Source organism: Synergistaceae bacterium (assembly GCA_017540085.1).
Lineage (GTDB): Bacteria > Synergistota > Synergistia > Synergistales > Aminobacteriaceae > JAFUXM01.
The window spans coordinates 1-21,490 of the sequence record JAFYBQ010000021.1 but is presented as its reverse complement, the minus strand read 5'-3'; the positions used below and the strand labels follow the sequence as shown (position 1 = coordinate 21,490).

19 protein-coding genes, 1 tRNA gene and 1 pseudogene are annotated in these 21,490 nt (G+C 49.9%); 12 read left to right on the top strand and 9 right to left on the bottom strand.

Annotated elements, in window-relative coordinates; translation table 11 throughout:
• Positions 1 to 8: 8 nt before the first annotated feature.
• On the top strand, positions 9 to 386 hold the full coding sequence (locus IKQ95_03820) for a hypothetical protein (protein ID MBR4195821.1): 378 nt from the start codon (positions 9 to 11) through the stop codon (positions 384 to 386).
• A 44-nt stretch (positions 387 to 430) separates the two neighbouring features.
• On the opposite strand, the gene IKQ95_03815 is transcribed toward IKQ95_03820, so the two are convergent.
• The 3 genes and pseudogenes from IKQ95_03815 to IKQ95_03805 form a co-directional block, all read right to left on the bottom strand.
• Positions 431 to 871, bottom strand: a complete 441-nt coding sequence (locus tag IKQ95_03815) for a hypothetical protein (GenBank protein ID MBR4195820.1) — start codon at positions 869 to 871, stop codon at positions 431 to 433.
• 117 nt (positions 872 to 988) lie between these two features.
• Complete coding sequence (locus IKQ95_03810) at positions 989 to 1,330, bottom strand: hypothetical protein (GenBank protein ID MBR4195819.1); 342 nt, start codon at positions 1,328 to 1,330, stop codon at positions 989 to 991.
• Positions 1,327 to 1,766: pseudogene (locus tag IKQ95_03805) on the bottom strand (fucose isomerase). The gene IKQ95_03810 and the pseudogene IKQ95_03805 overlap by 4 nt, the downstream one beginning before the upstream one ends.
• Before the next feature lie 237 nt (positions 1,767 to 2,003).
• Here IKQ95_03805 and IKQ95_03800 point away from each other — a divergent pair.
• The 6 genes from IKQ95_03800 (at position 2,004) to IKQ95_03775 (ending at position 6,543) form a co-directional block, all read left to right on the top strand.
• Positions 2,004 to 2,630: a hypothetical protein gene (locus tag IKQ95_03800; GenBank protein ID MBR4195818.1), complete on the top strand. Its 627-nt coding sequence runs from the start codon at positions 2,004 to 2,006 to the stop codon at positions 2,628 to 2,630.
• Positions 2,631 to 2,642: 12 nt separating this feature from the next.
• Entirely contained in the window at positions 2,643 to 3,563 is a 921-nt protein-coding gene (locus tag IKQ95_03795) for a transporter substrate-binding domain-containing protein (protein MBR4195817.1), read from the top strand.
• Between the two features lies 1 nt (position 3,564).
• On the top strand, positions 3,565 to 4,437 hold the full coding sequence (locus IKQ95_03790; protein ID MBR4195816.1) for a transporter substrate-binding domain-containing protein: 873 nt from the start codon (positions 3,565 to 3,567) through the stop codon (positions 4,435 to 4,437).
• Positions 4,438 to 4,623, top strand: coding sequence for a DNA cytosine methyltransferase (locus IKQ95_03785; GenBank protein ID MBR4195815.1), 186 nt, complete (start codon positions 4,438 to 4,440; stop codon positions 4,621 to 4,623).
• Between the two features lie 182 nt (positions 4,624 to 4,805).
• Positions 4,806 to 5,669 (top strand): transporter substrate-binding domain-containing protein, encoded by an 864-nt coding sequence (locus IKQ95_03780; protein MBR4195814.1) that lies wholly within the window; start codon positions 4,806 to 4,808, stop codon positions 5,667 to 5,669.
• A 16-nt stretch (positions 5,670 to 5,685) separates the two neighbouring features.
• Positions 5,686 to 6,543 carry a transporter substrate-binding domain-containing protein gene (locus IKQ95_03775; GenBank protein ID MBR4195813.1) on the top strand — a complete coding sequence of 286 codons (858 nt, stop codon included), beginning with the start codon at positions 5,686 to 5,688 and terminating at the stop codon, positions 6,541 to 6,543.
• Between the two features lie 59 nt (positions 6,544 to 6,602).
• On the opposite strand, the gene IKQ95_03770 is transcribed toward IKQ95_03775, so the two are convergent.
• Positions 6,603 to 7,007, bottom strand: coding sequence for a DUF3574 domain-containing protein (locus tag IKQ95_03770; GenBank protein ID MBR4195812.1), 405 nt, complete (start codon positions 7,005 to 7,007; stop codon positions 6,603 to 6,605).
• A gap of 130 nt (positions 7,008 to 7,137) precedes the next feature.
• Between IKQ95_03770 and IKQ95_03765 the strand changes: the two genes are divergently transcribed.
• On the top strand, positions 7,138 to 7,764 hold the full coding sequence (locus IKQ95_03765) for an amino acid ABC transporter permease (GenBank protein ID MBR4195811.1): 627 nt from the start codon (positions 7,138 to 7,140) through the stop codon (positions 7,762 to 7,764).
• Positions 7,761 to 8,864: an amino acid ABC transporter ATP-binding protein gene (locus IKQ95_03760; GenBank protein MBR4195810.1), complete on the top strand. Its 1,104-nt coding sequence runs from the start codon at positions 7,761 to 7,763 to the stop codon at positions 8,862 to 8,864. The genes IKQ95_03765 and IKQ95_03760 overlap by 4 nt, the downstream gene beginning before the upstream one ends.
• Before the next feature lie 33 nt (positions 8,865 to 8,897).
• Here IKQ95_03760 and IKQ95_03755 read toward each other — a convergent pair whose 3' ends face one another.
• The 5 genes from IKQ95_03755 to IKQ95_03735 form a co-directional block, all read right to left on the bottom strand.
• Positions 8,898 to 9,236 (bottom strand): hypothetical protein, encoded by a 339-nt coding sequence (locus IKQ95_03755; GenBank protein ID MBR4195809.1) that lies wholly within the window; start codon positions 9,234 to 9,236, stop codon positions 8,898 to 8,900.
• A gap of 206 nt (positions 9,237 to 9,442) precedes the next feature.
• Positions 9,443 to 9,784: a hypothetical protein gene (locus tag IKQ95_03750; GenBank protein ID MBR4195808.1), complete on the bottom strand. Its 342-nt coding sequence runs from the start codon at positions 9,782 to 9,784 to the stop codon at positions 9,443 to 9,445.
• 111 nt (positions 9,785 to 9,895) lie between these two features.
• Positions 9,896 to 9,971 (bottom strand) — tRNA-Pro (locus tag IKQ95_03745).
• Positions 9,972 to 10,031: 60 nt separating this feature from the next.
• Positions 10,032 to 12,743, bottom strand: a complete 2,712-nt coding sequence (locus IKQ95_03740) for an AAA family ATPase (GenBank protein ID MBR4195807.1) — start codon at positions 12,741 to 12,743, stop codon at positions 10,032 to 10,034.
• Positions 12,740 to 13,954 (bottom strand): exonuclease SbcCD subunit D C-terminal domain-containing protein, encoded by a 1,215-nt coding sequence (locus tag IKQ95_03735; protein ID MBR4195806.1) that lies wholly within the window; start codon positions 13,952 to 13,954, stop codon positions 12,740 to 12,742. Before IKQ95_03735 ends, IKQ95_03740 begins: the two co-directional genes overlap by 4 nt.
• 152 nt (positions 13,955 to 14,106) lie before the next feature.
• Between IKQ95_03735 and IKQ95_03730 the strand changes: the two genes are divergently transcribed.
• From IKQ95_03730 to IKQ95_03720, 3 genes are all read left to right on the top strand, one after another.
• Entirely contained in the window at positions 14,107 to 14,271 is a 165-nt protein-coding gene (locus IKQ95_03730; GenBank protein MBR4195805.1) for a hypothetical protein, read from the top strand.
• A 275-nt stretch (positions 14,272 to 14,546) separates the two neighbouring features.
• Positions 14,547 to 18,167, top strand: coding sequence for a phosphoribosylformylglycinamidine synthase (locus IKQ95_03725; GenBank protein ID MBR4195804.1), 3,621 nt, complete (start codon positions 14,547 to 14,549; stop codon positions 18,165 to 18,167).
• A 20-nt stretch (positions 18,168 to 18,187) separates the two neighbouring features.
• Positions 18,188 to 21,316 carry a hypothetical protein gene (locus IKQ95_03720; protein ID MBR4195803.1) on the top strand — a complete coding sequence of 1,043 codons (3,129 nt, stop codon included), beginning with the start codon at positions 18,188 to 18,190 and terminating at the stop codon, positions 21,314 to 21,316.
• Positions 21,317 to 21,490 lie beyond the last annotated feature (174 nt).

The following is a 21,490-nucleotide window of genomic DNA, read 5'->3' as shown; positions in this document are numbered from 1 at the left end:
TTGTGGGAATGACTCGCTCAACGGGCAAAAATGAGATCGTCAAAGCCGCGCTTGATTGTATCGTGTATCAGATTACGGACATCGTAGAGGCAATGCGTTCAAGCTCAGGAATCACAATTAGCGGACTAAGAGTCGACGGAGGCCCGACACGCAACAAATATCTCATGCAGTTTCAGAGCGACATGCTGAATATTCCCGTGAGAGTTCCTGACGCTGAGGAATTATCCGGGATTGGCGCGGCTTACTGCGCGGGAATTTCTGCGGGGCTTTACGGTGATGATGTCTTCAAGAATCTGAAACGCACTTTGTACAAGCCGGACATGGCCGAGAGTGAACGCAGAACTTTATATGACGGCTGGAAAAATGCTGTAACAAAATCGCGTTAAGAATCAAAAAGGGGGACGGTAAAATTCAATCCCCCTTTTACTTTTCACTTCATTCTCTCTAATACTTCTTCCCTTGATGGTATTGACGGTGCCGCGCCGTGTCTTGTTACTGCGATTGCTGAGGCGTTCGTTGCGAATCTCATCGACCACTGCGGAGTCTTCCCCTCAAAAATTCCCGTCAGGAAAAATCCCGTAAATGTATCTCCCGCCGCTGTAGTGTCAACCGCATTCACTCTCAATGCTTCCTGAGGGAACGTAATCTCGCTGTCAGAATACACAGCTCCATTAGTGCCGAGCGTCAAAACAATTTTTGTGTCAGGCAATTTTTCCCGGAGTCTTCCTGCAATTTCTTCCGGCTTTTTGCTTGAGACATCATCATTCAGGAACTGCCCTGCTTCAATCTCATTCAGCAGCAAATAATCAGCATACTTGAAGACGGGAATAATTTTCTCTTCCATCGGCGACGGGTTGAAGGCTACAATCATTCCGTGAGACTTTGCGCTTTCGGCGAGGTATTCCGACTCGCTGATTTCGTTTTGAATGACGAGAGCGTCCCAGGCCGCAAAATTTTTCAGTGTCTCATCAATCTGTGCGCGTGAAATTTACTGATTGGCTCCTCCGTATAACAGTATACAGTTGTCGCCGTCCGTGTTGTTCTGTATTATCGTGTGGCCTGTCTTGACTCCCTTCAGCCGCTTTATGTACTCGGTGTTTACTCCTGCCGCTTCAAGCTCATCAACGAGAAACTGACCGTCATTTTCACCGATTGCCCCTGCGTGAAAAACTTTCAGCCCGGCTTTTGCGAGCGCGACAGACTGATTCAGACCTTTTCCCCCGCTGAAGACGTTTAGCGAACGCGCCGCGAGAGTCTCACCTCGTGCTATGAAGTGAGGAACGCTGTAAACATTATCGATGTTGAGAGAGCCGAATGATAACACCCTCATGATTTTATTACGCCCTTTTTCAGAATCATGCAGGCATACAGAGCTTTCTCACTTGTCGCAATTATTGCGTAGGCTTTTTTCGACTCCTCGTAGAAATCGAACCTTTCGAGGAACTGAATCGCGTCTTTTCCCCGCTCATCATACTTGGCGATTATCTGCCCATACGTGTCCCATATAGGAGTCTCGACTTCCTGACCGGGTACAACTTTCATGAGGGTAACGGGCTTTTCGACAAACGTATCAAGCGGAAGCAGGCTCAAAACAGCGTCGAGAATTTCCGGGCCTCCGTGCCCATCGCAGCGAATAACAACGCCATTCTTGCCCATTGAAGCGGATGGAAAATTTCCGTCAATATAACAATCGTGTCGCCGTGTCCCATTTCGGCAAGGACTTTCAGCAAGTCGGGCGACAAAATATCGGGAATACCTTTTAACATTGATATAATCCCCCCTGAATTGTATTTGGGTGAATAACTATGAAGGTAATTTCATTTCACGGACACTTTTTTTCCATTGCCCATAAAACAGAAAGTATTGATACTGATAACACAAAAAATAAAAACTTAGCCTGGCTGTTGCTGTGCCTGACAAAAATTTTTCTGCAGCTGTTTCTGCGGAGTATGCTAAGTAAATCAGCAGTATAGGGTAAAATATCCGGCAGGAAGGTGAAATTAATGATACAGAAAATCACAACAGAGAAAATCAGAATCACAAACGCAGGTTTAGGAATGCCGGAAGCCCTCAGCATGACCGAAAAAGCAGCAGGGCTTCTGCATCTCAGCGAGAAGGAAAAACTCCGGGTGCGTCTTCTTTCTGAGGAGATACTCAGCATGGTTCAGTCAGTGGCGGGCGAGTTCAGCGCGGATTTCTGGCTTGAGCTTGAAGAGCGGACATTCACGCTTCACCTCACGGCAAAATCCGATCTCGACTACGGAAAGCGCAAAGAGTTCCTCTCAGTGTCAACAACCGGCAAGAACACGGCGCACATTGGAATCATGGACAAGATTCGCGGGATGATTGAAGCGAGTCTTTACGGCATTGAGGAAAGTTTCAGGCTTCAGGCGGAATACGGCACCGGGCTTATGCCTTACGGGGCGTTAGGGATTCCCGATGATGGAATGAGCGACTCCCTTTATGCGTGGTCAATGGAGAAATACAAACAGGACGTAGAAGCACACGGAGAAGATGAGCTTGATTTGTGCGATGAGCTTGAGAAGTCAATAATCGCAAACATTGCCGATGATGTCCGCGTGGGTGTAACAAAAGACGGCATTGAGCTTGTCGCGGTCAAAAAGTTTTAGGAGGAGTTCATGTTGAGGAAAATATTATGCGCGCTAGTTGCTGTGATGATTATGTGCGGTGCTGTAATGGCCGCCGAGTCTGACAAGGTGGACTCAGGAATCCTCACATACTTGGGTACGACAGAGGCCGAGTTTCAGGAAGCGTTAGACGACTTGAGGAAGGCACTAACGCCGCTAATCACGGAGGAGTCAGCCAAACAGGAATGGGAAGATTATGACCTTCTTGATGGATTCCTGTCGGAGCTTGTGAGGGCAAGAAGGGTAGTCCACTTCTACGACTCACTGCTGGCAATGCAGATGGCTCTGAAGGCGCGCAAGATTGATGAGATCGTCCTGCCTGAGCCTGTAGTGATGTACCTTACCGCCACTAACCCGAAAGATTACGAGATACAATTCTCGCTGAACATGATGCCGTCAACAATATCATTCGGCTTCAAGGCAGGAAACACCGCACTCAAGAAAGATTTTGACACCGCAATAAAGGCCATGAAGCAGGACGGAACATTAATGACAATCGAGGACAAATTCATCAAGAACATCGGGACAAACGAGCCTGAAGAAGTCAAGCTCACCGAGTTCAAAAGCTCAAAGCCGATAAGAGTCGCGGTAACAGGAGACCTTCCCCCTATCGACTACATAGCTTCGGACGGCCGCGCTACAGGCTACAACACGGCAATACTGGCGGAAATCGGCAGGAGGCTCAAGCGCAATATACGTGTAATCAGCGTTGAGGCGGGCGGAAGGTCAGCGGCTCTCGCGTCAGGCCGGGCGGATGTCGTTTTCTGGTACAGGAACACCGAGGGCATAAAGACTCCCAAGAAGCTCGGCAAAAACCTTAAAGGCGTAATGGTTGACTCGTCCTCTGGCGGCGTAATACTCTCTGAGCCTTATTACGAGTGGGATACCGATTTAGTCGTGGGCAGGTCAAAATAACGTGAAGAGATTAATTTTTGCGTTAGTGCTTGTTGCAGGGCTGTGCGGAACGTCGTACGGCCTCGAAAAGCGCGTTATATCGCTGGGAATGCTTGAGAAGCTGAACTCAACGGAGGAGTCATTCTCGCAGGAATGGCAGAAATCCTTTGCCCCTCACAATGAGCTGCTAGAAGTCCGCGTGAAGTTCTACCCGAATTTGAACGCCATGCAGATGGGACTGAACGCCGGGGAAATAAAGCACATAGTATTACCCGAAGCAACAGCCGAGTATCTCATGAATCAGAGTCCCGAATATGAGTCAGTATTAGTATTGCGCTCAAAGGGGATGGGACTGGCATTCGGTTTCCGAGCCGACAACAAAGAATTATGCGAGAAATTCAGCCGGGCAATAACAGAAATGCGCGGGGATTGGACGCTCTCAGCACTTGAAGGAATGTACCTGTCCTCAGCCGGAAAGAATCCCCCGAAAGCTGTCGAGTTCGCGAAATTTGACGGAGCCGGGACAATCCGTGCGGCTGTAACGGGAGATTTGCCGCCTGTCGACTACATGAATGACGCGGGAGAGCCTGCCGGGTTCAGCACTGCGGTGCTTGCGGAAATCGGGAAGCGTCTCGGCGTGAACATTGAGCTGCTGAATATTGAGTCGGCTGCTAGGAGTGCTGCGCTTGCGTCGGGACGTGCGGATGTCGTTTTCTGGTACGAGGTCGTGAAAGGCTCCGCGACTCAGCCGGACATACCTGAAGGGGTCATAGTGTCAGAGACATATTACGACTGGGAGAAATTCATTCACCTTCGGAAGAGACCCGCCGGGGGGAATCCATGGAGCTGGAACATATTTAGCCGGGACTTTCTTGACTTCTACATACACAACTGAATGAAGTTTGCCGACCCTTTCGCGGGAATCGGCGGTATTCGTCTCGCTTTCGAGAATGCCGGGTGCGGGTGCGTTTTCTCGTCAGAAATTGACCCTTCAGCCCGTGAGACTTACGCCGCTAATTTCCGCGATATTCCGTTAGGCGACATCAGGAACGTGAAATCCTCACAATCTGAATCATCTTGAGGGACTCGGCTACCACGTCCACACGAAAATCCTCAGCGGCACTTAGGGCGGGAGCGTCCGCAAATTACATCCTCATCAATGACGAGAGAAGGCCGACTGACTGACAGACATTCACAGCTGCGGGAAGCGTTAGTATCGTGGTATCATAAGAGCCTTCAATACCTGAAAAGGAGTCTGATACCGTGAAAAAATTTCTGTGTATTCTCATGATTTCGGCCATGCTGGGCGGAATCTCGTATGCTGATGATGATTATGTCGGACTGCTGACACGCCTGCAATCTTCCCCGGATGAGTTCTTCATGCTCATGCGTAACTCTTGGGCCGCAAAGGGCTGGGCGATTCTCGGCGATGATCACACAACAAGCAAAGCCCGGTTCTACGACTCACTGTCCCAAATGCAGATGGCACTTTCACGCGGGGACATTGAAGAAATGATATTGCCCGATTTCGTCGCCGAGTACCTCATGAAGGTCAACAAAAGCTATACACCCTGCTGTATCTCAAACTCCGGGCAGATGAGTCTTTGTTTCGGCTTCATGAAAGACCGCGTTCACCTCCGCGACAGATGGAACGCCGCTTTAGTCTCAATGAGGAATGATTACACGCTTTCCGGGCTGTTTCAGAAGTACGTCAAAAATTTCCCGCCCGATGAAACTTATGATGCCATTTACGGAATCACACCCAAGCAAAGACGCAGGCAGAACCGCATAACATTCGACAGCTTCCCGGACGCGCAAACGGTGAAAGTTGCTGTTACGGGGGATCTTCCGCCTGTTGATTTTGTTGATGACATGGGACTCCCAGCGGGCTACAGCATGGCCGTTCTTGCGGAAATCGGGAGGCGGCTCCGTGTAAACATCAATGTGATTCAGGTTGAGACGGGCGCACGGACTGCCGCTATTGTCTCAGGGAAGACCGATGTCGTTTTCTGGTATGAAGTCAGCAAAATGACCGACAAGTATCTTGATGTCCCTGAAAGTATAATACTCTCTGAACCCTATCTCGAATGGAACACGTTTATTCATTTGAGATTTGACGAAGATTGAAGGAGGAATTGTTTTCATGAAAAAAGTTTTATGCGCCCTAGTTATGATTCTCGCTTTCGCTCCGGCTGTGTTCTCGGCTGAAGCCTCGCACCGTGTCGGAATGATTGAACGCCTCAATGTTACCCCGAAAGAGTTCCGCAATATTATCGCCAATGCCGGCCATGTCGTAATGATGGCTAACAACCCGGCCATGCCTGAATTTTTCTTCTACAGGTCAATCACACAGATGATTATGGCTCTCAACGCCGGAGAGATTGACGAAATCCTCATGCCCGAATCTGTCGCCGAGTATTTCATGAACGCCAACCACGGCTACACAATCAACTGTATTGTGATGACTCCCAAAGATCCGTTTTTGCTGTCGTTCGGATTCTTTGAGAACAACAAGGCATTGTGCGAGTCGTTCGACAAGGCAATCACCGAAATGAAGCGCGACGGGACTCTCATAACCCTTCAGGGGAAATACATACTCGGCACAGACACAGCAGTGATGGAGGAAAGGCACATCACCAACCCCGACTTGCAGGAAGTCGGCCCGGTGATGTTCAGGAATTTTGACGGTGCGCCCACAATCAACGCCGCTGTAACAGGAGACATGCCCCCGATAGACTACATTGCCCCGGACGGTTCAGCAAACGGCTTCAACGCCGCAATACTCGCCGAAATCGCAGGCAGACTCGGAATCAATGTCAGGCTTCAGAACATCGAGTCCAGCGCAAGAGCCGCTATGCTCAGTTCCGGGCGGTCTGATGTTGTCTTCTGGTTCGAGCACAAGCGCGGAAGAGGCACAAAGTACGATGTCCCGAACGGCGTAATACTCTCTGAGCCTTATTACCAGTTCGATACGTTCTATCACCTCAAGCCCGCAAAGTAGCCGCAAAAATTACGGGGGGTGAGACAGCTCCCGCCCCCCGCATATTTTCCCGCTCAATATCAATAATCCCCGCCGTAAAATTCGCTCACTACTTCTGACCGCTCAACAAGAATCGTATTCTGCCGGAAAATTTTCAGTGCCTCATTCATGACTTTCTGCACGGATTCTTCTGACACGTCAACGATAACGCAGACTAGAGTCTTCTCGCTGTATGTATTTTCGCCCTCGCGCCAGAATCCCTCAGCGTCATACACCGTGTAGCCGTCAACATATTTCCCGGCAACGTTCACGAGAATCTTCCGGGCTTCCGCCAAGTCATATGTAGGTTTTCCCGTCTTGCCGTCATTCATGCCGATGTAAAGCGTGTACTTTGTGTGAGGCTGTAGCCTTAGTGCGGAAAATGCCGGGGCTGTGAAAATTGTTATGAGTAATACCGCAGTGATAAGCCGGAAAATCTTTCTCATCGGATATTTATCCCCCCTGAAAATTTCTGCGCGTTCATTATAATATACGCATAATTTCACGGAAGGAGTCAAAATCTCAATGCCATTAAGCGAAATCCTATACAGGATTCTAATTCAGGGCGGCTCATACATGACCATCCTGAAGGGTCTCAACGCGACAATATATATTTCTTTCTTCTCCATGCTTTTCGGGACTCTTCTCGGCGCGTTAATCTGCCTGCTGAGAATGTCAAGCCTCAAAATATTTAGCGTCCCGGCGAAAATATATATTGTTGTCCTGAGAGGCTCTCCCGTTCTCATGCTGTTAATGCTCATGTACTACGGAATATTCGCCCGCAGTCCTCTTGACGCGAACACTATCGCCGTGATTACTTTCTCCCTTAACGTGGCGGCGCATGTGGCTGAATTGCTCCGGGCATCAGTCAGCGCGACAGACAAAGGGCAGGTAGAGGCGGCAAGGACTCTCGGCTTCTCGGCGTGGCAGTCTTTCAGGCTCATAACACTGCCGCAGGTGATACGAATCGCAAAGCCCGTGTACCAGTCAACAGTAGTAAACCTGATTCAGTGGACGAGCGTTGTCGGCTACGTATCAATCACAGACTTAACGCGGGTAATCAACAACATAGCTTCCCGGACAATGCAGCCGATGATCACAATCATAATCGGAATGCTGATATATCTTGCGCTGGCGTATATCGTTCACGGGATATTCGCGCTGTCTGACTATTTCCAGAACAGAAGGGAGCAGTTATCATGAGCCTTATAGAAGTTAAGAATCTCTGCAAGTCATTCGGGAGTCTCAGCGTCCTTCATGATGTGAATCTTACTGTTGACGAGGGAGAAAGAATCGCCATAATCGGCGGCTCAGGGTGCGGGAAAAGCGTCTTTCTGCGTTCGCTTGAGCTTCTCGAAAAACCCGACAGCGGGCAGATATTCATTGACGGCGAGGAAATCACAGCCCGGGGTGCTGACGTGAACAGGATACGGCGGAAAATGGGAATGGTGTACCAGAAATTTTATCTGTTCTCGCACATGAACGTGATGGATAATTTGTGCCTCGCCCCCGTAAGGCTCGCGGGAATGTCCCGGAAAGAGGCCGAGTCCCTCGCGCATGAATGGCTGTCGAAAGTCGGACTCACGTCAAAAGCTCACTCAATGCCAGCGCATTTGTCCGGCGGCCAGCAGCAGAGAATAGCAATATGCCGCTCCCTCATGATGAAGCCGAAAGTGTTATTGTTCGATGAGCCTACGAGCGCGCTTGATCCCACGATGGTAGGGGAAGTGCTTGCGATGATTCGTATGCTGACGAAACATAACATGACGATGCTTATTGTTACGCATGAGATGAATTTTGCGCGTGAAGTTGCCGACAGGGTGCTTTTCTTTGCTGACAGGGGAATATATGAGCAGGGTACTCCGGCGGAGATATTCGACAGTCCAAAGCGTGAAAAGACAGTGGCATTCATCCGCAAACTGAAGTACCTTAGCTACGAGATACGGCAGAAAGATTTTGACCTTCTCGAAATGCAGGGGAGGATACACGGTTTCAGCGAAAAATACGGACTTGCTGCGGGGCTTGCGTACAGGCTTGAATTGTGCTGTGAGGAGCTTGTGTACGAGATAATTTCCGGGTGCTTTGCTGACGGGCAGAGCGTGAATATTGACTTGGGCATATCATATTCTGAGGCTGACGGCTCTACGGCGATTGATTTTGCGTACACGGGGAAAGAATTTGACCCATTCCGTGCAGATGATGACGATGATATTCATTTGGGCGTGGCCATGCTCAGGAAGATAGCGAAAAATATCGCGCATAATTATTCCGACAGCGTGAACAGAATCAGCATAATACTGTGAGAAAATGCCCCGGCTGTTTCAGCGGATAATCATTTATCCCCCCTGCTTAACACATGGCCGGGGGGCTTGCCTTCCGAGTTTCTCTAATCCTTCTATGACTCTCAGCACAGTGTTGCGGAAGAAATTTAGCTGTGTCTCTGAAATTTCGATTACACTACCGACCTTATAATTTCTGAAAAAAGGATTATCATCAATGTCATATGTACCCGTGTAAATGGGATGCATAGCGAGCCTTTTTTCGACATTTTTCAGGCGGCTATCCGTGTTATTTTTCATGCTGTCATGAAATTTCTGATCCCATATTCCCGCGCTGTGTGCTATGCAGTGTCGCAGCAAAGTATAGTAGAGCCAGACGGCATTAATATCTTCCATAGACGCAAAAATGCCCCCTGTTGTGCGCGTTACAATTTTTACATAGGTCTTAAGAGTACCCCGCCCGCTGAGTATTTGCGAAAGTATTGACAGTATTTGTTTCTCTTTGATAAATCCGCCGTTATTTTCCGCTGTCTGTTCTGTGTCGGAAATGAAGTGAATTATTGCCCGCTCGCACACGGCATAAACCATCAGAAATTCATTCGTCAGCAAAAACCAGTCAAGCGGGTCTCTTTCTTCCTGAGACAGTCGGCAGAAAAATTGAGAAGATCCTGAGAAAATCCGCGGTCTTCTTTTTTCAGCTCCTCCAAATATGGAATACATACGCCCATACCTTTAAGGAACACCGAATTTTCTTCATTCTCTTCGCCGTTCATGTGAACTACAGCGTGAACAGCCCGCAATTTTTCTTCTTTAGGGATAACTTCAACAGCGTAACGCATACAGAGGTCATTTGCCTTAATAAAACTGTACTGGCTGAAAAAGTACCTGTAAAAATCAGCAGATGACGGAATCGGCTTCAGCGGTGTGAATGAAGATTCAAGCATAAGTAAAATGCCACCTTTCAATTTTTCACATTCTATCACGTAAATCATAGGGAAAATTTCAGCACAAAAAAAATCGGGACTCCCCTGAAGGAATCCCGATTTTTGCCGCTATCGGGGCGAGAGGATTCGAACCTCCGACCTCATGGACCCGAACCATGCGCGCTAAGCCAGACTGCGCTACGCCCCGTAAATCACAGCGAGCATTCTACCACGCGCAAATTATCCCGTCAAACCTCAAGCCCTGCGCCTACATTGACCCGGAGCAGCCCGGCCCGATGATCATGCTTGTGCCTTCTGATTTGCGTATCACGTTAATCTTTGCGGTGATACGTTCGCTTATGCCTGAGATGTGAGAGATTATGCCTATCATTCTTCCCTCGCGGCGAATTTCTCCGAGAGCGTCAAGCGCGGAGCTTAATGCTTCCTCGTCAAGAGAGCCGAATCCCTCATCAATGAAAAGCGAGTCAACCTGCGCCCTGCTGCCTGAAATCTGAGAAAGTCCGAGGGCTAATGCAAGGCTGATGATGAATTTTTCCCCGCCGGACAAGTTTTCGGTTGTTCTGACTGTCCCGGCCTGCTCGCTGTCCTTCACGCTGAGTTCAAGCTCATCGCTTCCGGGAGTCTGTATCAGCGTGTAGCGTCCGTTCATTTTGCGTAAATACTCGTTGGCGTTGTTCACGACAAGGGATAGCGTTACTTTCTGCGCGTAAACCCGGAACTTGTCGCCCTCCGCCGAGCCTATGAGATCGTTCAGCATGTCCCAGTCATCGCACTTGGCTTTGAGATCGTCATATTCGGCCTCAAGTGCTTTCACTTTCGCGGCACTGTCTGTTACGTTCTTCAGTCTCTGAGTCAGTATGCCGATTTCCTGATGAAGTTTTTTGAGGCTGGAGTCTTCCAGTCTGTATAATTCCTCTATTTTTTCGGGAGACTCTGATGTGAGGTTCCGTGCTGATTGTTCGTCAAGCTGTTTCTGTATGCTCATCAATGCCCCGTCAAGCATGGCCGTTTTTGCTGACAGCTCATCGCGTTTCCTGCGGAGAGACTCAATTTCACCTGAACGACTCCGCGCCCGCAGGAAAGATTCTTCACCGTCAAAATTCTTCTGCCTGAGCTTTTCCGCGAATGACGATTCGAGTCCGCCAAGCTCCGCCGAAAAAGTCTCAAGCTCCCGGCGTTTCGCGTCAAGAGATTCACGCCCGGAAAGTATTACGGCCTGTATTTGACTCAAATCCTGCTGTGATGACTGTATGCGTTTTTCGAGGCCGTCAATTTTCGCTGACCATTCCCGCGCCTGCGTCATCATTTTCCGTGTGTCATCGTCCCATGTGATTCCCGCAGGGCGGATTGAGTCGGTCAATGCTGATTTTGCCTCAGAAAGTTTCGTTTTGCACTTTGCTGCCTCTTCAACAAGACGTGAATATTCATTGAAGGCCGAAATTTTTTCATCGTGTGCCTCCTGCCATCTGTCGCGCTCGTCCTGCAATTTTTTATCCGCGACATTCACAGCCTCCTCCGCCTTTTTGCAATCCTCATTGAGTTTGGCTTTTGCCGCGAACATGTCATCAGGATTTTCACCGCCTGAAGATGTATGAGCGATTCCGGGGTGAGACGTTGAGCCGCAAAGGGGGCAGGGGACATCGGGCTGAAGTTTTGCGCGTTCCTCGTCAAGAACTGCCTCGCGTGTCTTTGCGTCCATGCTCATGAACTGTTCATGAAGAGTCCTGCGCCTTTCGTCAAGCCTGTTTTTTTCCGCCAGTAATTTTTTCCCGCTGGCCTCTATGCGTTCGAGATTGTCTTTTGCTGTCCTGCACACATGGCCGAGCCGTGATATTTCCCGTTCTGCCTCCCCAAGATTATTTTTCTGACGCTCATAATCCTTCACAGCCGCTTCAATCTCTTTGACGACAGCCTCAGAAGACCCGGAAATTTCCCCTCTGAGGCGCGACAGCTCATCATTCATTCCGGGAAGCCCCGCCGAAATTTTCGAGCATTCCGACTCCTGTGATGAGATTTTCGCCGACAATGCAGAAATATCACCCTCAGCCCTTTTCACCGCCTCACGCTTTGCCCGCAGAGCTTCATATTCACCGCCGAGACTCACCGCACGTTCCGCCGACTCAAGAAGCACGCGCCCGGCCTCAAAGTTTGCTGACTCCTGTGCGTGAATGGCTATATCTCTGCGGACTCCGGCCATGTCATTGTTCAGCTTCATGATTTCGCGCTGCCATGTCAATATTTCCCCGGTTGACTTGTGCCCGGCCTCAGCCCGTAAAATTTCGTCATTCATACGTGAAATTTCTGCCTGCAAACTTTCCTGCGTCATTCCCTCAAAGCGTGATTTCTCTGACTCAAGTTCTTTGCGTTTTCCGTCAAGCTCCGTGCGTTTGTCCTTGCTGCGCCGATATACCCTGCTTGAAATTTCGCTGTATATCCCTGTTCCTGTGATAAGCTCTAAGACTTCTGCCCGCTCGTTTTTCTTTGCGTTAAGGAATCTGTCAAAGCCTCCCTGCTCAAGAAGCACTGCCTGCACGAACCTGTCAAAATCCATCCCGGTTATTTCTTTCACGCGGGCTGATGTGTCTTTCTGTTTCTGCGAATCCGTCAGCGGCTTTCCGTCAAGTGATATAGTATGAGTCGCCTGAAATGTTTTCCCCGTTCGTCTCTGACTCCATTCGCAGACGTAAATTTTCCCGCCGGACTCAAATTTCACTTTTGCCCCGCATGAATTAGTGTGCTTTGACATTATTTCGTTCTCGCCTGATGTTACATGCGGGAGTCTCGGAGTCCTCCTGTAAAGCGCAAGGCATACAGCGTCAAATATAGTAGTCTTTCCCGCTCCTGTCGGCCCTGTTACAGCGAATATACCGCCGGAAGTGTACGCTTTATCCTCAAGATTTATATTCCACGTCCCGCGCAGTGAGTTGAGATTATTTAACGTTATGGATAATATCTTCATGATAATTTTTCCTCCGCTGATATTTCCCGCAGTATTTCCCCGTAAAGCTCCTCCATTTTCGTGCGTTTCTCCTCCGGGATTTTCATGCTGTCCATTTTCCGCCGGAGCATTTTCACCGGGTCAATGTCATCTAGCGTTTTCCCGCCGAAACCGTCATCATTCACCGAAATATATTCCCCCTTGTCGATAATGCTTATGACTTCAACCGCTGACTCCTTCACGATCTCTTCAAGCTCCTGCTGAATATCGCCCGGCTGTGTGTCGCCTGTGTACGTAACTTCCGCCCACACTGACTCATTCAGCGACATTAATCCGCGCAGGTCTGCCTCAATTTTCGCCATGTCCCCGGAGATTCGCTTCATCTTCTGCCACATGGGAATCTCAATCTCACGGACTCCCGCAAAATTCCGCCCGTCAAAGTCAATAATGCTGACAGTTTTCGGGACTCCCCATTCCCCGAACGTAAGCGCAATCGGCGACCCGCTGTAGCGTATATTCGCCCGCCCGACTGCCTGCGGTGAATGGAGATGTCCCAGCGCAATATACGCAATATCATCCGGGAAAATGTCCGTACCGACCTTTACCGCCGTCCCAAGATACATAGACCGCTCGCCCTCATCGGTTCGGGTTTTCCCCGCCTCAAGAAACAGATGACCCGCCGCCACTATCGGAATGTCATAATCCCCGCGGATTTCACGCGCACGGGCGAAAATTTCCGCGTAATGATTCTTTATGCCCTCCTGAATCTTTCGGGTAATGTCGAATGTGTCCCCGGCGTTCGCTGTCCTTAGTTCGCTGTCATGCAGAAACGGAACAGCGCACACTATCATTTCCGGCTTTCCGTCTGAGTCTGTGAGGGTAATAATTTCGTCCTCACGCGAGCGGCCAATAACGTGAATATTGCAGCGTCCCATTACCCCGGCGGGAGCGTCAATCAGCGCGGGGGAGTCGTGATTCCCTGAGATGATTACGGCGTTCCGGCACGACCTTTCACCCCCGGCGATCTTCCCGAAAAATGAATAGTACATTTCCTGCGACTCGGCTGACGGGTTGCGGCTGTCGAAAACATCCCCGGCTACTATAATCGCGTCGGGCTTCTCTCGGTCAACAACGTCCTCAAGCCACGCAAAAAACTTCCTGAACTCGTCTGCGCGGTCATGCTCCTTCAGCTTTTTGCCTATGTGCCAGTCTGATGTGTGAAGTATCCGCAAAAATTTCACGTCCTTTTTTCTGCGTCTTTTACTGATAATGATACATTAATGACAAAATTTTTTCTTGATTTGCCGCGTGTTTTTGGTAAAATTTACTCATCCTATAAATTTCCACAAGTCAATAATATTCTCACAGAAGGGAATCGTGTATCATGAAAAGGAATTCGTACGATTATGACGCGCAAATGAAAGCCAAAGCTACAGCCACAAAAGCAACTGAGGCCGATTACGCACGCGCCATGAAAACGTACAAACTTTTTGCCTACGCAGCAGGCGCAGTCATCACAGCCGTATACGCCATATCGCTGTTTTTCTAGTGCCTGAACGCAGAAATACTTTATCCGTTAATCATTCTCGGAGTTTTCCCGGGAAAGATTAGTTTCCGCCGGGAATGTCCGTTACTGACCCGGTATTTTTTCGTAGGTGCCACAGTCATTACGCAATTTTTTCATGCTAAACCGTTAAGATTTTATGACGGTAATTTTTTTGTCCAAAGATAAATTTTCCCGCCCTCAAAATTTCATTCCTGATATATTACGAAATAATCCCCTCATGCTAAACTTATCCCAAAATTCCGCATGGAGGTATCATCTTGGTACACAGAATTTTCACGGAGCGTAAAGACTCCCACAACCCCGAAGCATTATCACTCCTCGCAGAAATACGAACCCTCAAAGGCTCCGAGTCCGTCAGAAATATACGTATCCTCAACCGCTACGATATTCAGGGACTCACAGACTCACAGCTCATTACGTGCAGGGACTCAATTTTCGCAGAGCCTTTCACCGACAACATATTGACCGAAATCCCGAATGACGCGGATCATATTCTTGCTGTCGAATTTCTTCCGGGACAGTACGATCAGAGAGCCGACTCCGCTATGCAGTGCGCCGGCCTCCTTCTCGGTTTCAGGCCGATGATACGCACCGCAAAAATCTACCTGTTCTACGGCGAAATCTCTGACTTCATGGCCGTGAAGAAACACCTGATTAACCCCGTCGAGGCAAGAGAGGCACAATTAGCCGAATATGAATCCCTCACCGCTGATTATCCCGTTCCCGATGACGTTATGACGGTTGACGATGTTATGACGCTTGAAGGACTCGCGATGAGCCGGGAAGATTTAGCCTGCGTAAAGAAATATTTTGATGACGAGGGACGCAAGCCGACTAGGGCAGAAATTAAGGTGCTTGATACATACTGGTCTGACCATTGCCGGCACACTACATTCACGACTCACATTGACGGCGCGGAAATTCATGATGACGCTGTGAGGGACGCTTACGCATTGTACACGGACATACGCAGGGAGCTTCATTACCCGGAAGGAAAGCCCGTTACCCTCATGGACATTGCCACAATCGGCGCGAAATATCTGCGGTCAAAAGGACTCCTCAATGACATTCACGACAGCGGGGAAAATAACGCCTGCACCGTGAGAATTGACGTTGACGGAGAGTCATGGCTCTTGCTGTTCAAGAATGAGACCCACAATCACCCGACAGAGATCGAGCCTTTCGGAGGTGCTGCGACTTGTATCGGAGGAGCGATAAGAGACCCGCTTTCAGGGCGCGCATATGTCTATCAGGCCATGAGAATCACAGGGGCAGGAAATCCATACGAATCACCCATGCCCGGAAAATTACCGCAAAGGACAATCATCACAAAGGCCGCGCAGGGTTACAGTTCATACGGAAATCAAATCGGCCTGCCTACAGGGATCGTCCGCGAAATATATCACGAGGGCTTCAGGGCAAAACGTCTTGAGGTCGGAGCGGTCATAGCGGCGGTGAAAGAGTCTGACGTTATCCGCGAGAGTCCCAAGCCGGGCGACATTGTATTACTTCTCGGAGGCAGAACAGGCCGGGACGGTATCGGAGGCGCGACAGGCTCATCAGTCTCACACACAGCCGACTCAATCGGGACATGCGGCGCGGAAGTCCAGAAAGGCAACGCCCCGGAAGAACGCAAATTACAGCGTCTCTTCAGGAATCCCGAATTTACCCGGCTCGTGAAACGTTGTAACGATTTCGGCGCGGGCGGGGTTAGTGTCGCTGTCGGTGAATTGGCTGACGGTCTCGACATAAATCTTGACGCTGTTCCGCTGAAGTATTCCGGGCTTGACGGAACGGAAATAGCAGTAAGCGAGTCCCAAGAGCGTATGGCAGTCGTAATTTCCCCGGAGAATGTCGAACGCGTGAAGGCTCTCGCACTGTCTGAGGACGCAGAAGCCACAGCAATAGCAACCGTGAATGACTCAGGCCGTATGCGAATGACTTGGCGCGGACGTGAAATCGTCAACATATCGCGCTCGTTCATTGACACGAACGGAGCCGCCCGGCATATTTCGGTGAAGGTGAGTCCAAAGTCAGCCGAGAAAATTTCACCCGCAAAATTCCCGGACTGCCTCGCAGATCTCAACAACTGCTCACAGCGCGGACTGTCAGAGAGATTCGACTCCACTGTCGGCGGGAACACGGTATTAATGCCGTTCGGGGGGAAATATCAGAAGACTCCGGCCTCGGCCATGTGCGCGAAAATCCCTGCCATGCGTGAGACTGATACATGCTCGCTTATGTCATACGGCTTTGACCCGTATATGAATCCTTTTGACGGGGCATATACTGCGGTGCTTGAGGCGTTATGCAGGATTGTTGCGGCAGGGGGGAGTCTGTCTCATTGCTGGCTGTCATTGCAGGAATATTTCGGGAAGCCTGAGAATGACCCGGCGCGGTGGGCATTGCCGTTTGAGGCGTTATTGGGAGCATTGAAAGCTCAGATAGATTACGGAGTCGGCGCGATAGGGGGAAAGGACTCTATGAGCGGGACTTTCACGGGGGCTGACGGAGTGAGATATGATGTTCCGCCGTCATTGATTGCGTTCGCGGTCTCTGTCGCAAATGTCAGCCGGGTAATCTCTCCTGAGTTCAAGCGGGCTGGGTCAAAGGTTATAATTCTCCGGCCTGAATATGATTCGCGGGGGCTTCCGGTGAGAGACTCAATGCTGAGAATTTTTGCCGATATTGAAGCAATGAATGAGCTGGGGAAAATATTGGCGTGTTCTCTCGTGTCAAACGGCGGAATCGAGGCAGAGATATTCCGCATGTGTCTGGGAAATAATCTCGGCTTCACGTTTTCGGGGAATGTCCCGGAGTCCGGGCGCGGTGTTTTTGTGATTGAAATTGCTGAAGACTCGCCCGTGAATTATCCCGTTGTCGGGCGCGTTATTGATGAGCCTGATATTATTATGGCTGACGGAGAAAGAATCCCGCTGTCTTATGCCGAGTCTATATATGACTCCCCGCTGGCTGAAATTTTCCCGTCAAAGACAGACGAACCCGCCGAAATTCCCGCCGTAAGCATTTCTGCTGACATCAAACGGGCTGAATATACCCTGCCTCCGATTCAGTCGCCGAAATTCCTGATACCTGTCTTTACCGGGACTAATTGCGAGTACGAGACAGCGCGAGCCGTGAACATGGCCGGGGGGAAAGCCGAAATATTCATAGTGAGGTCTCTTACGCCTGACATAATGAGGGAGTCCGCCGAAAGATTCGCGCAGGCATTGAGACAGTCGCAGGGGCTGATTATTCCGGGAGGATTCTCGAACGGGGACGAGCCTGACGGAAGCGGGAAATTCATCGCGATATTTCTGCGTAGTCCTGAAGTCCGCAGTGCTGTGGAAAATCTCATTGATGACCGGGGCGGGTTAATCTGCGGAATCTGCAACGGCTTCCAGGCACTAATCAAGACCGGGCTTTTACCGCACGGGAAATTCATGAATCCCGGCGAGCTTTCCGCGACTCTCACGTTCAACCGAATCGGGCGGCATCAGTCGAGAATAATACGCTCCGTAGTCGTCTGCAATAATTCTCCGTGGATGAGATTCACGAACCCCGGCGAGGTTTACTCAATCCCGATTTCACACGGTGAAGGGAGATTCTTGTGTGATGAGGCGGACTTTACGCGGCTTATGACGGGCGGACAGATTGCGGGGCAGTACTGCGACTTCTGCGGAAATCCGTCAATGCTCACAGAAAATAATCCCTCTGGTTCGCGTTTTGCTGTAGAATGTATAACATCCCCGGACGGACGCATTATCGGCAGAATGGGGCATGTTGAACGCGCCGGGAAAAATCTTTACAGGAACGTTCCGGGAAATTTCAGCATGAAGTTTTTTGAGGCGGCCTGTTATTATTTCAGTAAATTCTAGTAAAAAGGGGTTGTTAGTTTTTGAACCGTAATATTATTCAGCAGTTTCTTGGGCGTAATGTTGAGATTATGATGATGCCGGACGGACGGAAAACCTCCGGCGTAATTCTCAGGTGCGAGGATGATTTTTTCACTCTTGGCAGTCCCTCCGGCGAGGCTATTTACGTTTACCCGATTGTATGGGGAATTAACCCTCTTGCGGAGCAGCCGATGTTACCTTCATTGCCCGCTTCATTTACCGCACCCGCTGTAGCCTATGCCCCGCCGTCTGTAGCTCCGTCAGTCCCAATCCCCGCACAGCCTCCCGCACAAGCTCCCGCACAGCCCGAAAATATTACGCCCTCATTCACAGATGAGCTTGAAGAATGCTATGATGATCTTGACGCTAAATCAGACAGCTACATACTCAATACCGACTATGTTCGCAAATTCCGCAAAGACCGCATGGACAAAATACAGTCCACACTAGAAAGCATTCTGACGAAATACGATTACGCGGTGAGAGTCCACGAGGATAGGCCATACTCCATGAGAATGCGCCAGATTCTTGACGAGGCAAAAAATTTGTGGCGGTCGAATCAGACTAACACGGCGGCTTCTGAGATTTACGGCTTTGTTCTTTACCTGATGGGCGAAAACGCACGGAGCGTGAAAACTTACATGAACATTCACGATTTCCGGGCGGCCTTCACCGCGTCAACATCAGCAGCTTCAAGAATGTTAGCCGCGGCATGTCTCATAGTCAGCGAGCCGATTACACCCCGTAATTTTTCCGTCATCCTCAAACTTGAGCCGCCGCAGGTCAATGCGCTGTTACGGTGGATAATTACCAGTGCCGTTACGAATTACGACTACCCGGAGGATCACAGGGAGCTTTGCTTCAGGTGCGTATGCTCTGCCGCGTGGAAATTATTGGGATATTCCCCGGAGAATTTCCCGGAGAAGTCCGCGCTTCACTCACAGGCAAATATTGACGCGCTAAAAGAATGGCTAGAGTCCCAGCCGTCAGACACAAAAATCATTGATGACGCTGTGAGACTGTCGGACAAAGCTAACATGGCCGTGAAGACTGAGCCGGAAAAATTCAGGAGCATCGACTGGCAGACTCAAAGGTTCGAGGGAGATTTTGACTACTTCAACCCTAACAGGGATAAATTGTACGGGTTCATCAAATGTCCAATCCTCAAGAAATATAATGTCCCGTTAAGGTCTGAAGGCTCCGTGTTCATTCACCTGAATCAGATAGAGGACCGCGCACTGAGGCGGAAATTGCTGACCTGCGGAAAAATGAAGCCGATGATCCGCGTAACATTCAGGCTCGGCAACAACATAGAAGGCCCCGCGGCGTATGACGTAAAGGAGAAGACAGAATCGCCCGCGGCATTGTCTGTTGATGTCATGTCGGCATTGTCGGAGGAAGGCGAGATAGATTTCTTCATGCGCTACAATGATCCGCCTTTCGGGAAAGTCCGCGCAAAGGACAGCACGCTTTACACCTTCAACGAGAAAAATATCATTGACCCGGTATTAGCCGTGTTTCTTGAGGTTGAGCCGTCAGCGGAAGGGCATCCCGTAAGATTCACAAAGAGCATGAACGACAGCGGGAAGATACAGATTCAGAACGTCGAGTCGGCAGTCCCATTCCCTGAAGAAAAACTAAAGGCATGGGAAAATTCCGGCATGATTCAGAAGGCAAGAGAGCGGCTCAATATCCTTCACCCTGAAGAGAAAACAGAGGCCGAAAAACTCCCGGATCTCCCTGCGGATGTCAGCGAGGAAATTGAAGAGCTTGTAGCCCGCGGATATGTCCCGCTTGAAGCCTATACCCCCGAAACAAAAGGCCAGAAATCACACGGAAACCCTGAGCCGAAAGAGTCACGAAAGCCCGTGAAGGTTGAGACATTCGGGGAGCTTCCGAAATTCCTTCAGGGGAAAATTCTTGCCACAAATATGAATGGCAAATACGGCACTCCCTACCTAAGCGACACTCATTACAGCGCGGGGCATTTCCGGGAAGTCAGAGCCAACTATCTCGCAATGGTAAGCAGCTTCAACAGCGATGACACTGCCATGACCAACGCAGAGAGGGCCGAGAGATGTTTTATCATGGCGCGTTACGTCTATAGCTTCTTCATGCTCGCCGACGAGGACGACAAAAAGCAGTACCCCGCCTCCGAGGAGGACAATATCAGGATTATGGCCTACAAGGGGCTGGAATACCTGCTTTACTCACAGCTTGACGGCGCAAAGAAGGACGAGTCGAATTATGACACCGCCCGGAGATATTGCCTGCTGAAAATTGCTGACGAGATTCAGGAGTCGCGGAAGATTGATGAGAACAACGCTTGGCTGAGGATATATATATATTCGTATTTCGTGAACGGCCTGCGCTTTCACAGCTCTTCCGGGAAATGGTCGGCGCAGAATGTCTCACTCTCAGGGTGCAGCCTCTTGGAGTTTAACGACTTCGGGAAATTCTTTGAGGGACTCCTGACGCTGGCATACGTTACGGAGGCAGATATAATTTTGCCGACACTGAAAGCCCTGCTGCACAATCTCGAATATTCTGGGAGTCTTCTGTCTGAATTAGGGCTTGACGCTGGAGTCTACTCGCAGGAAAATGCAGACGCTGAAATTCTCGCGGCGTTCAAGAAGAAACTTGACGGCTACAACAAGGGCGATACGCTGATACTTGACGCGGAAGTGAAATTGTCGCCTGAAATCCTGCGGATTCTGAGCGTTCAGAAAATGATAGTCCGCCTAATGAAGGACGAATTATCGCGGATACTGAACACCGTCCCGGAAAATCTTGATGACGCACTCAAGAAGGCAAATCCCATGCTGGCGACTGAGGAATATATGAACTCACTTGAGAAGACAAAGCGAAAGTACAACCCTGACGCAGGACTCCTCGATGTGTTGCCGATAAACGCGCTCGGAGCTGTAATGCGTCAGTACTGGAACGAATGTTTCGGGGCGTATTTCGGCGGTAAACCCTACTCATCATACTGGAAGGAGAAATTCGCCAAACTGCAATGGGTGAGAGATCCTATATTCCACGCTCACCCGGAGTATATCAGGGATGAGGATATTGACGAGGCAAAAGCCGTATGTATTGAGATTGCCGGGTACTTAGGCGCGAGGAAGTAAGACGGCCACTGACCCCTCCGCGCCCCCTCCGTCAGCGACCCCTCCGCCTTTCAGGCACCTCCCCTTACGCAGGGGAGGCGAGAATCCCCGGCGAGTCTTGTCCCCCCTGCCAAGGGGGGATTTAGGGGGGTGATTTTCGCGGAGATATACAGGGGGTGAACCTGCAAGGGGGGG

Coding starts and splice junctions, on each gene's coding strand:
- IKQ95_03740 (MBR4195807.1), bottom strand. CDS start 12,743: ATGAAGATATTATCCATAACGTTAAATAATCTCAACTCACTGCGCGGG.
- IKQ95_03750 (MBR4195808.1), bottom strand. CDS start 9,784: ATGCTTGAATCTTCATTCACACCGCTGAAGCCGATTCCGTCATCTGCT.
- IKQ95_03765 (MBR4195811.1), top strand. CDS start 7,138: ATGACCATCCTGAAGGGTCTCAACGCGACAATATATATTTCTTTCTTC.
- IKQ95_03810 (MBR4195819.1), bottom strand. CDS start 1,330: ATGAGGGTGTTATCATTCGGCTCTCTCAACATCGATAATGTTTACAGC.
- IKQ95_03755 (MBR4195809.1), bottom strand. CDS start 9,236: ATGGAAGATATTAATGCCGTCTGGCTCTACTATACTTTGCTGCGACAC.
- IKQ95_03730 (MBR4195805.1), top strand. CDS start 14,107: ATGAAAAGGAATTCGTACGATTATGACGCGCAAATGAAAGCCAAAGCT.
- IKQ95_03760 (MBR4195810.1), top strand. CDS start 7,761: ATGAGCCTTATAGAAGTTAAGAATCTCTGCAAGTCATTCGGGAGTCTC.
- IKQ95_03785 (MBR4195815.1), top strand. CDS start 4,438: ATGAAGTTTGCCGACCCTTTCGCGGGAATCGGCGGTATTCGTCTCGCT.
- IKQ95_03800 (MBR4195818.1), top strand. CDS start 2,004: ATGATACAGAAAATCACAACAGAGAAAATCAGAATCACAAACGCAGGT.
- IKQ95_03820 (MBR4195821.1), top strand. CDS start 9: ATGACTCGCTCAACGGGCAAAAATGAGATCGTCAAAGCCGCGCTTGAT.
- IKQ95_03815 (MBR4195820.1), bottom strand. CDS start 871: ATGATTGTAGCCTTCAACCCGTCGCCGATGGAAGAGAAAATTATTCCC.
- IKQ95_03775 (MBR4195813.1), top strand. CDS start 5,686: ATGAAAAAAGTTTTATGCGCCCTAGTTATGATTCTCGCTTTCGCTCCG.
- IKQ95_03770 (MBR4195812.1), bottom strand. CDS start 7,007: ATGAGAAAGATTTTCCGGCTTATCACTGCGGTATTACTCATAACAATT.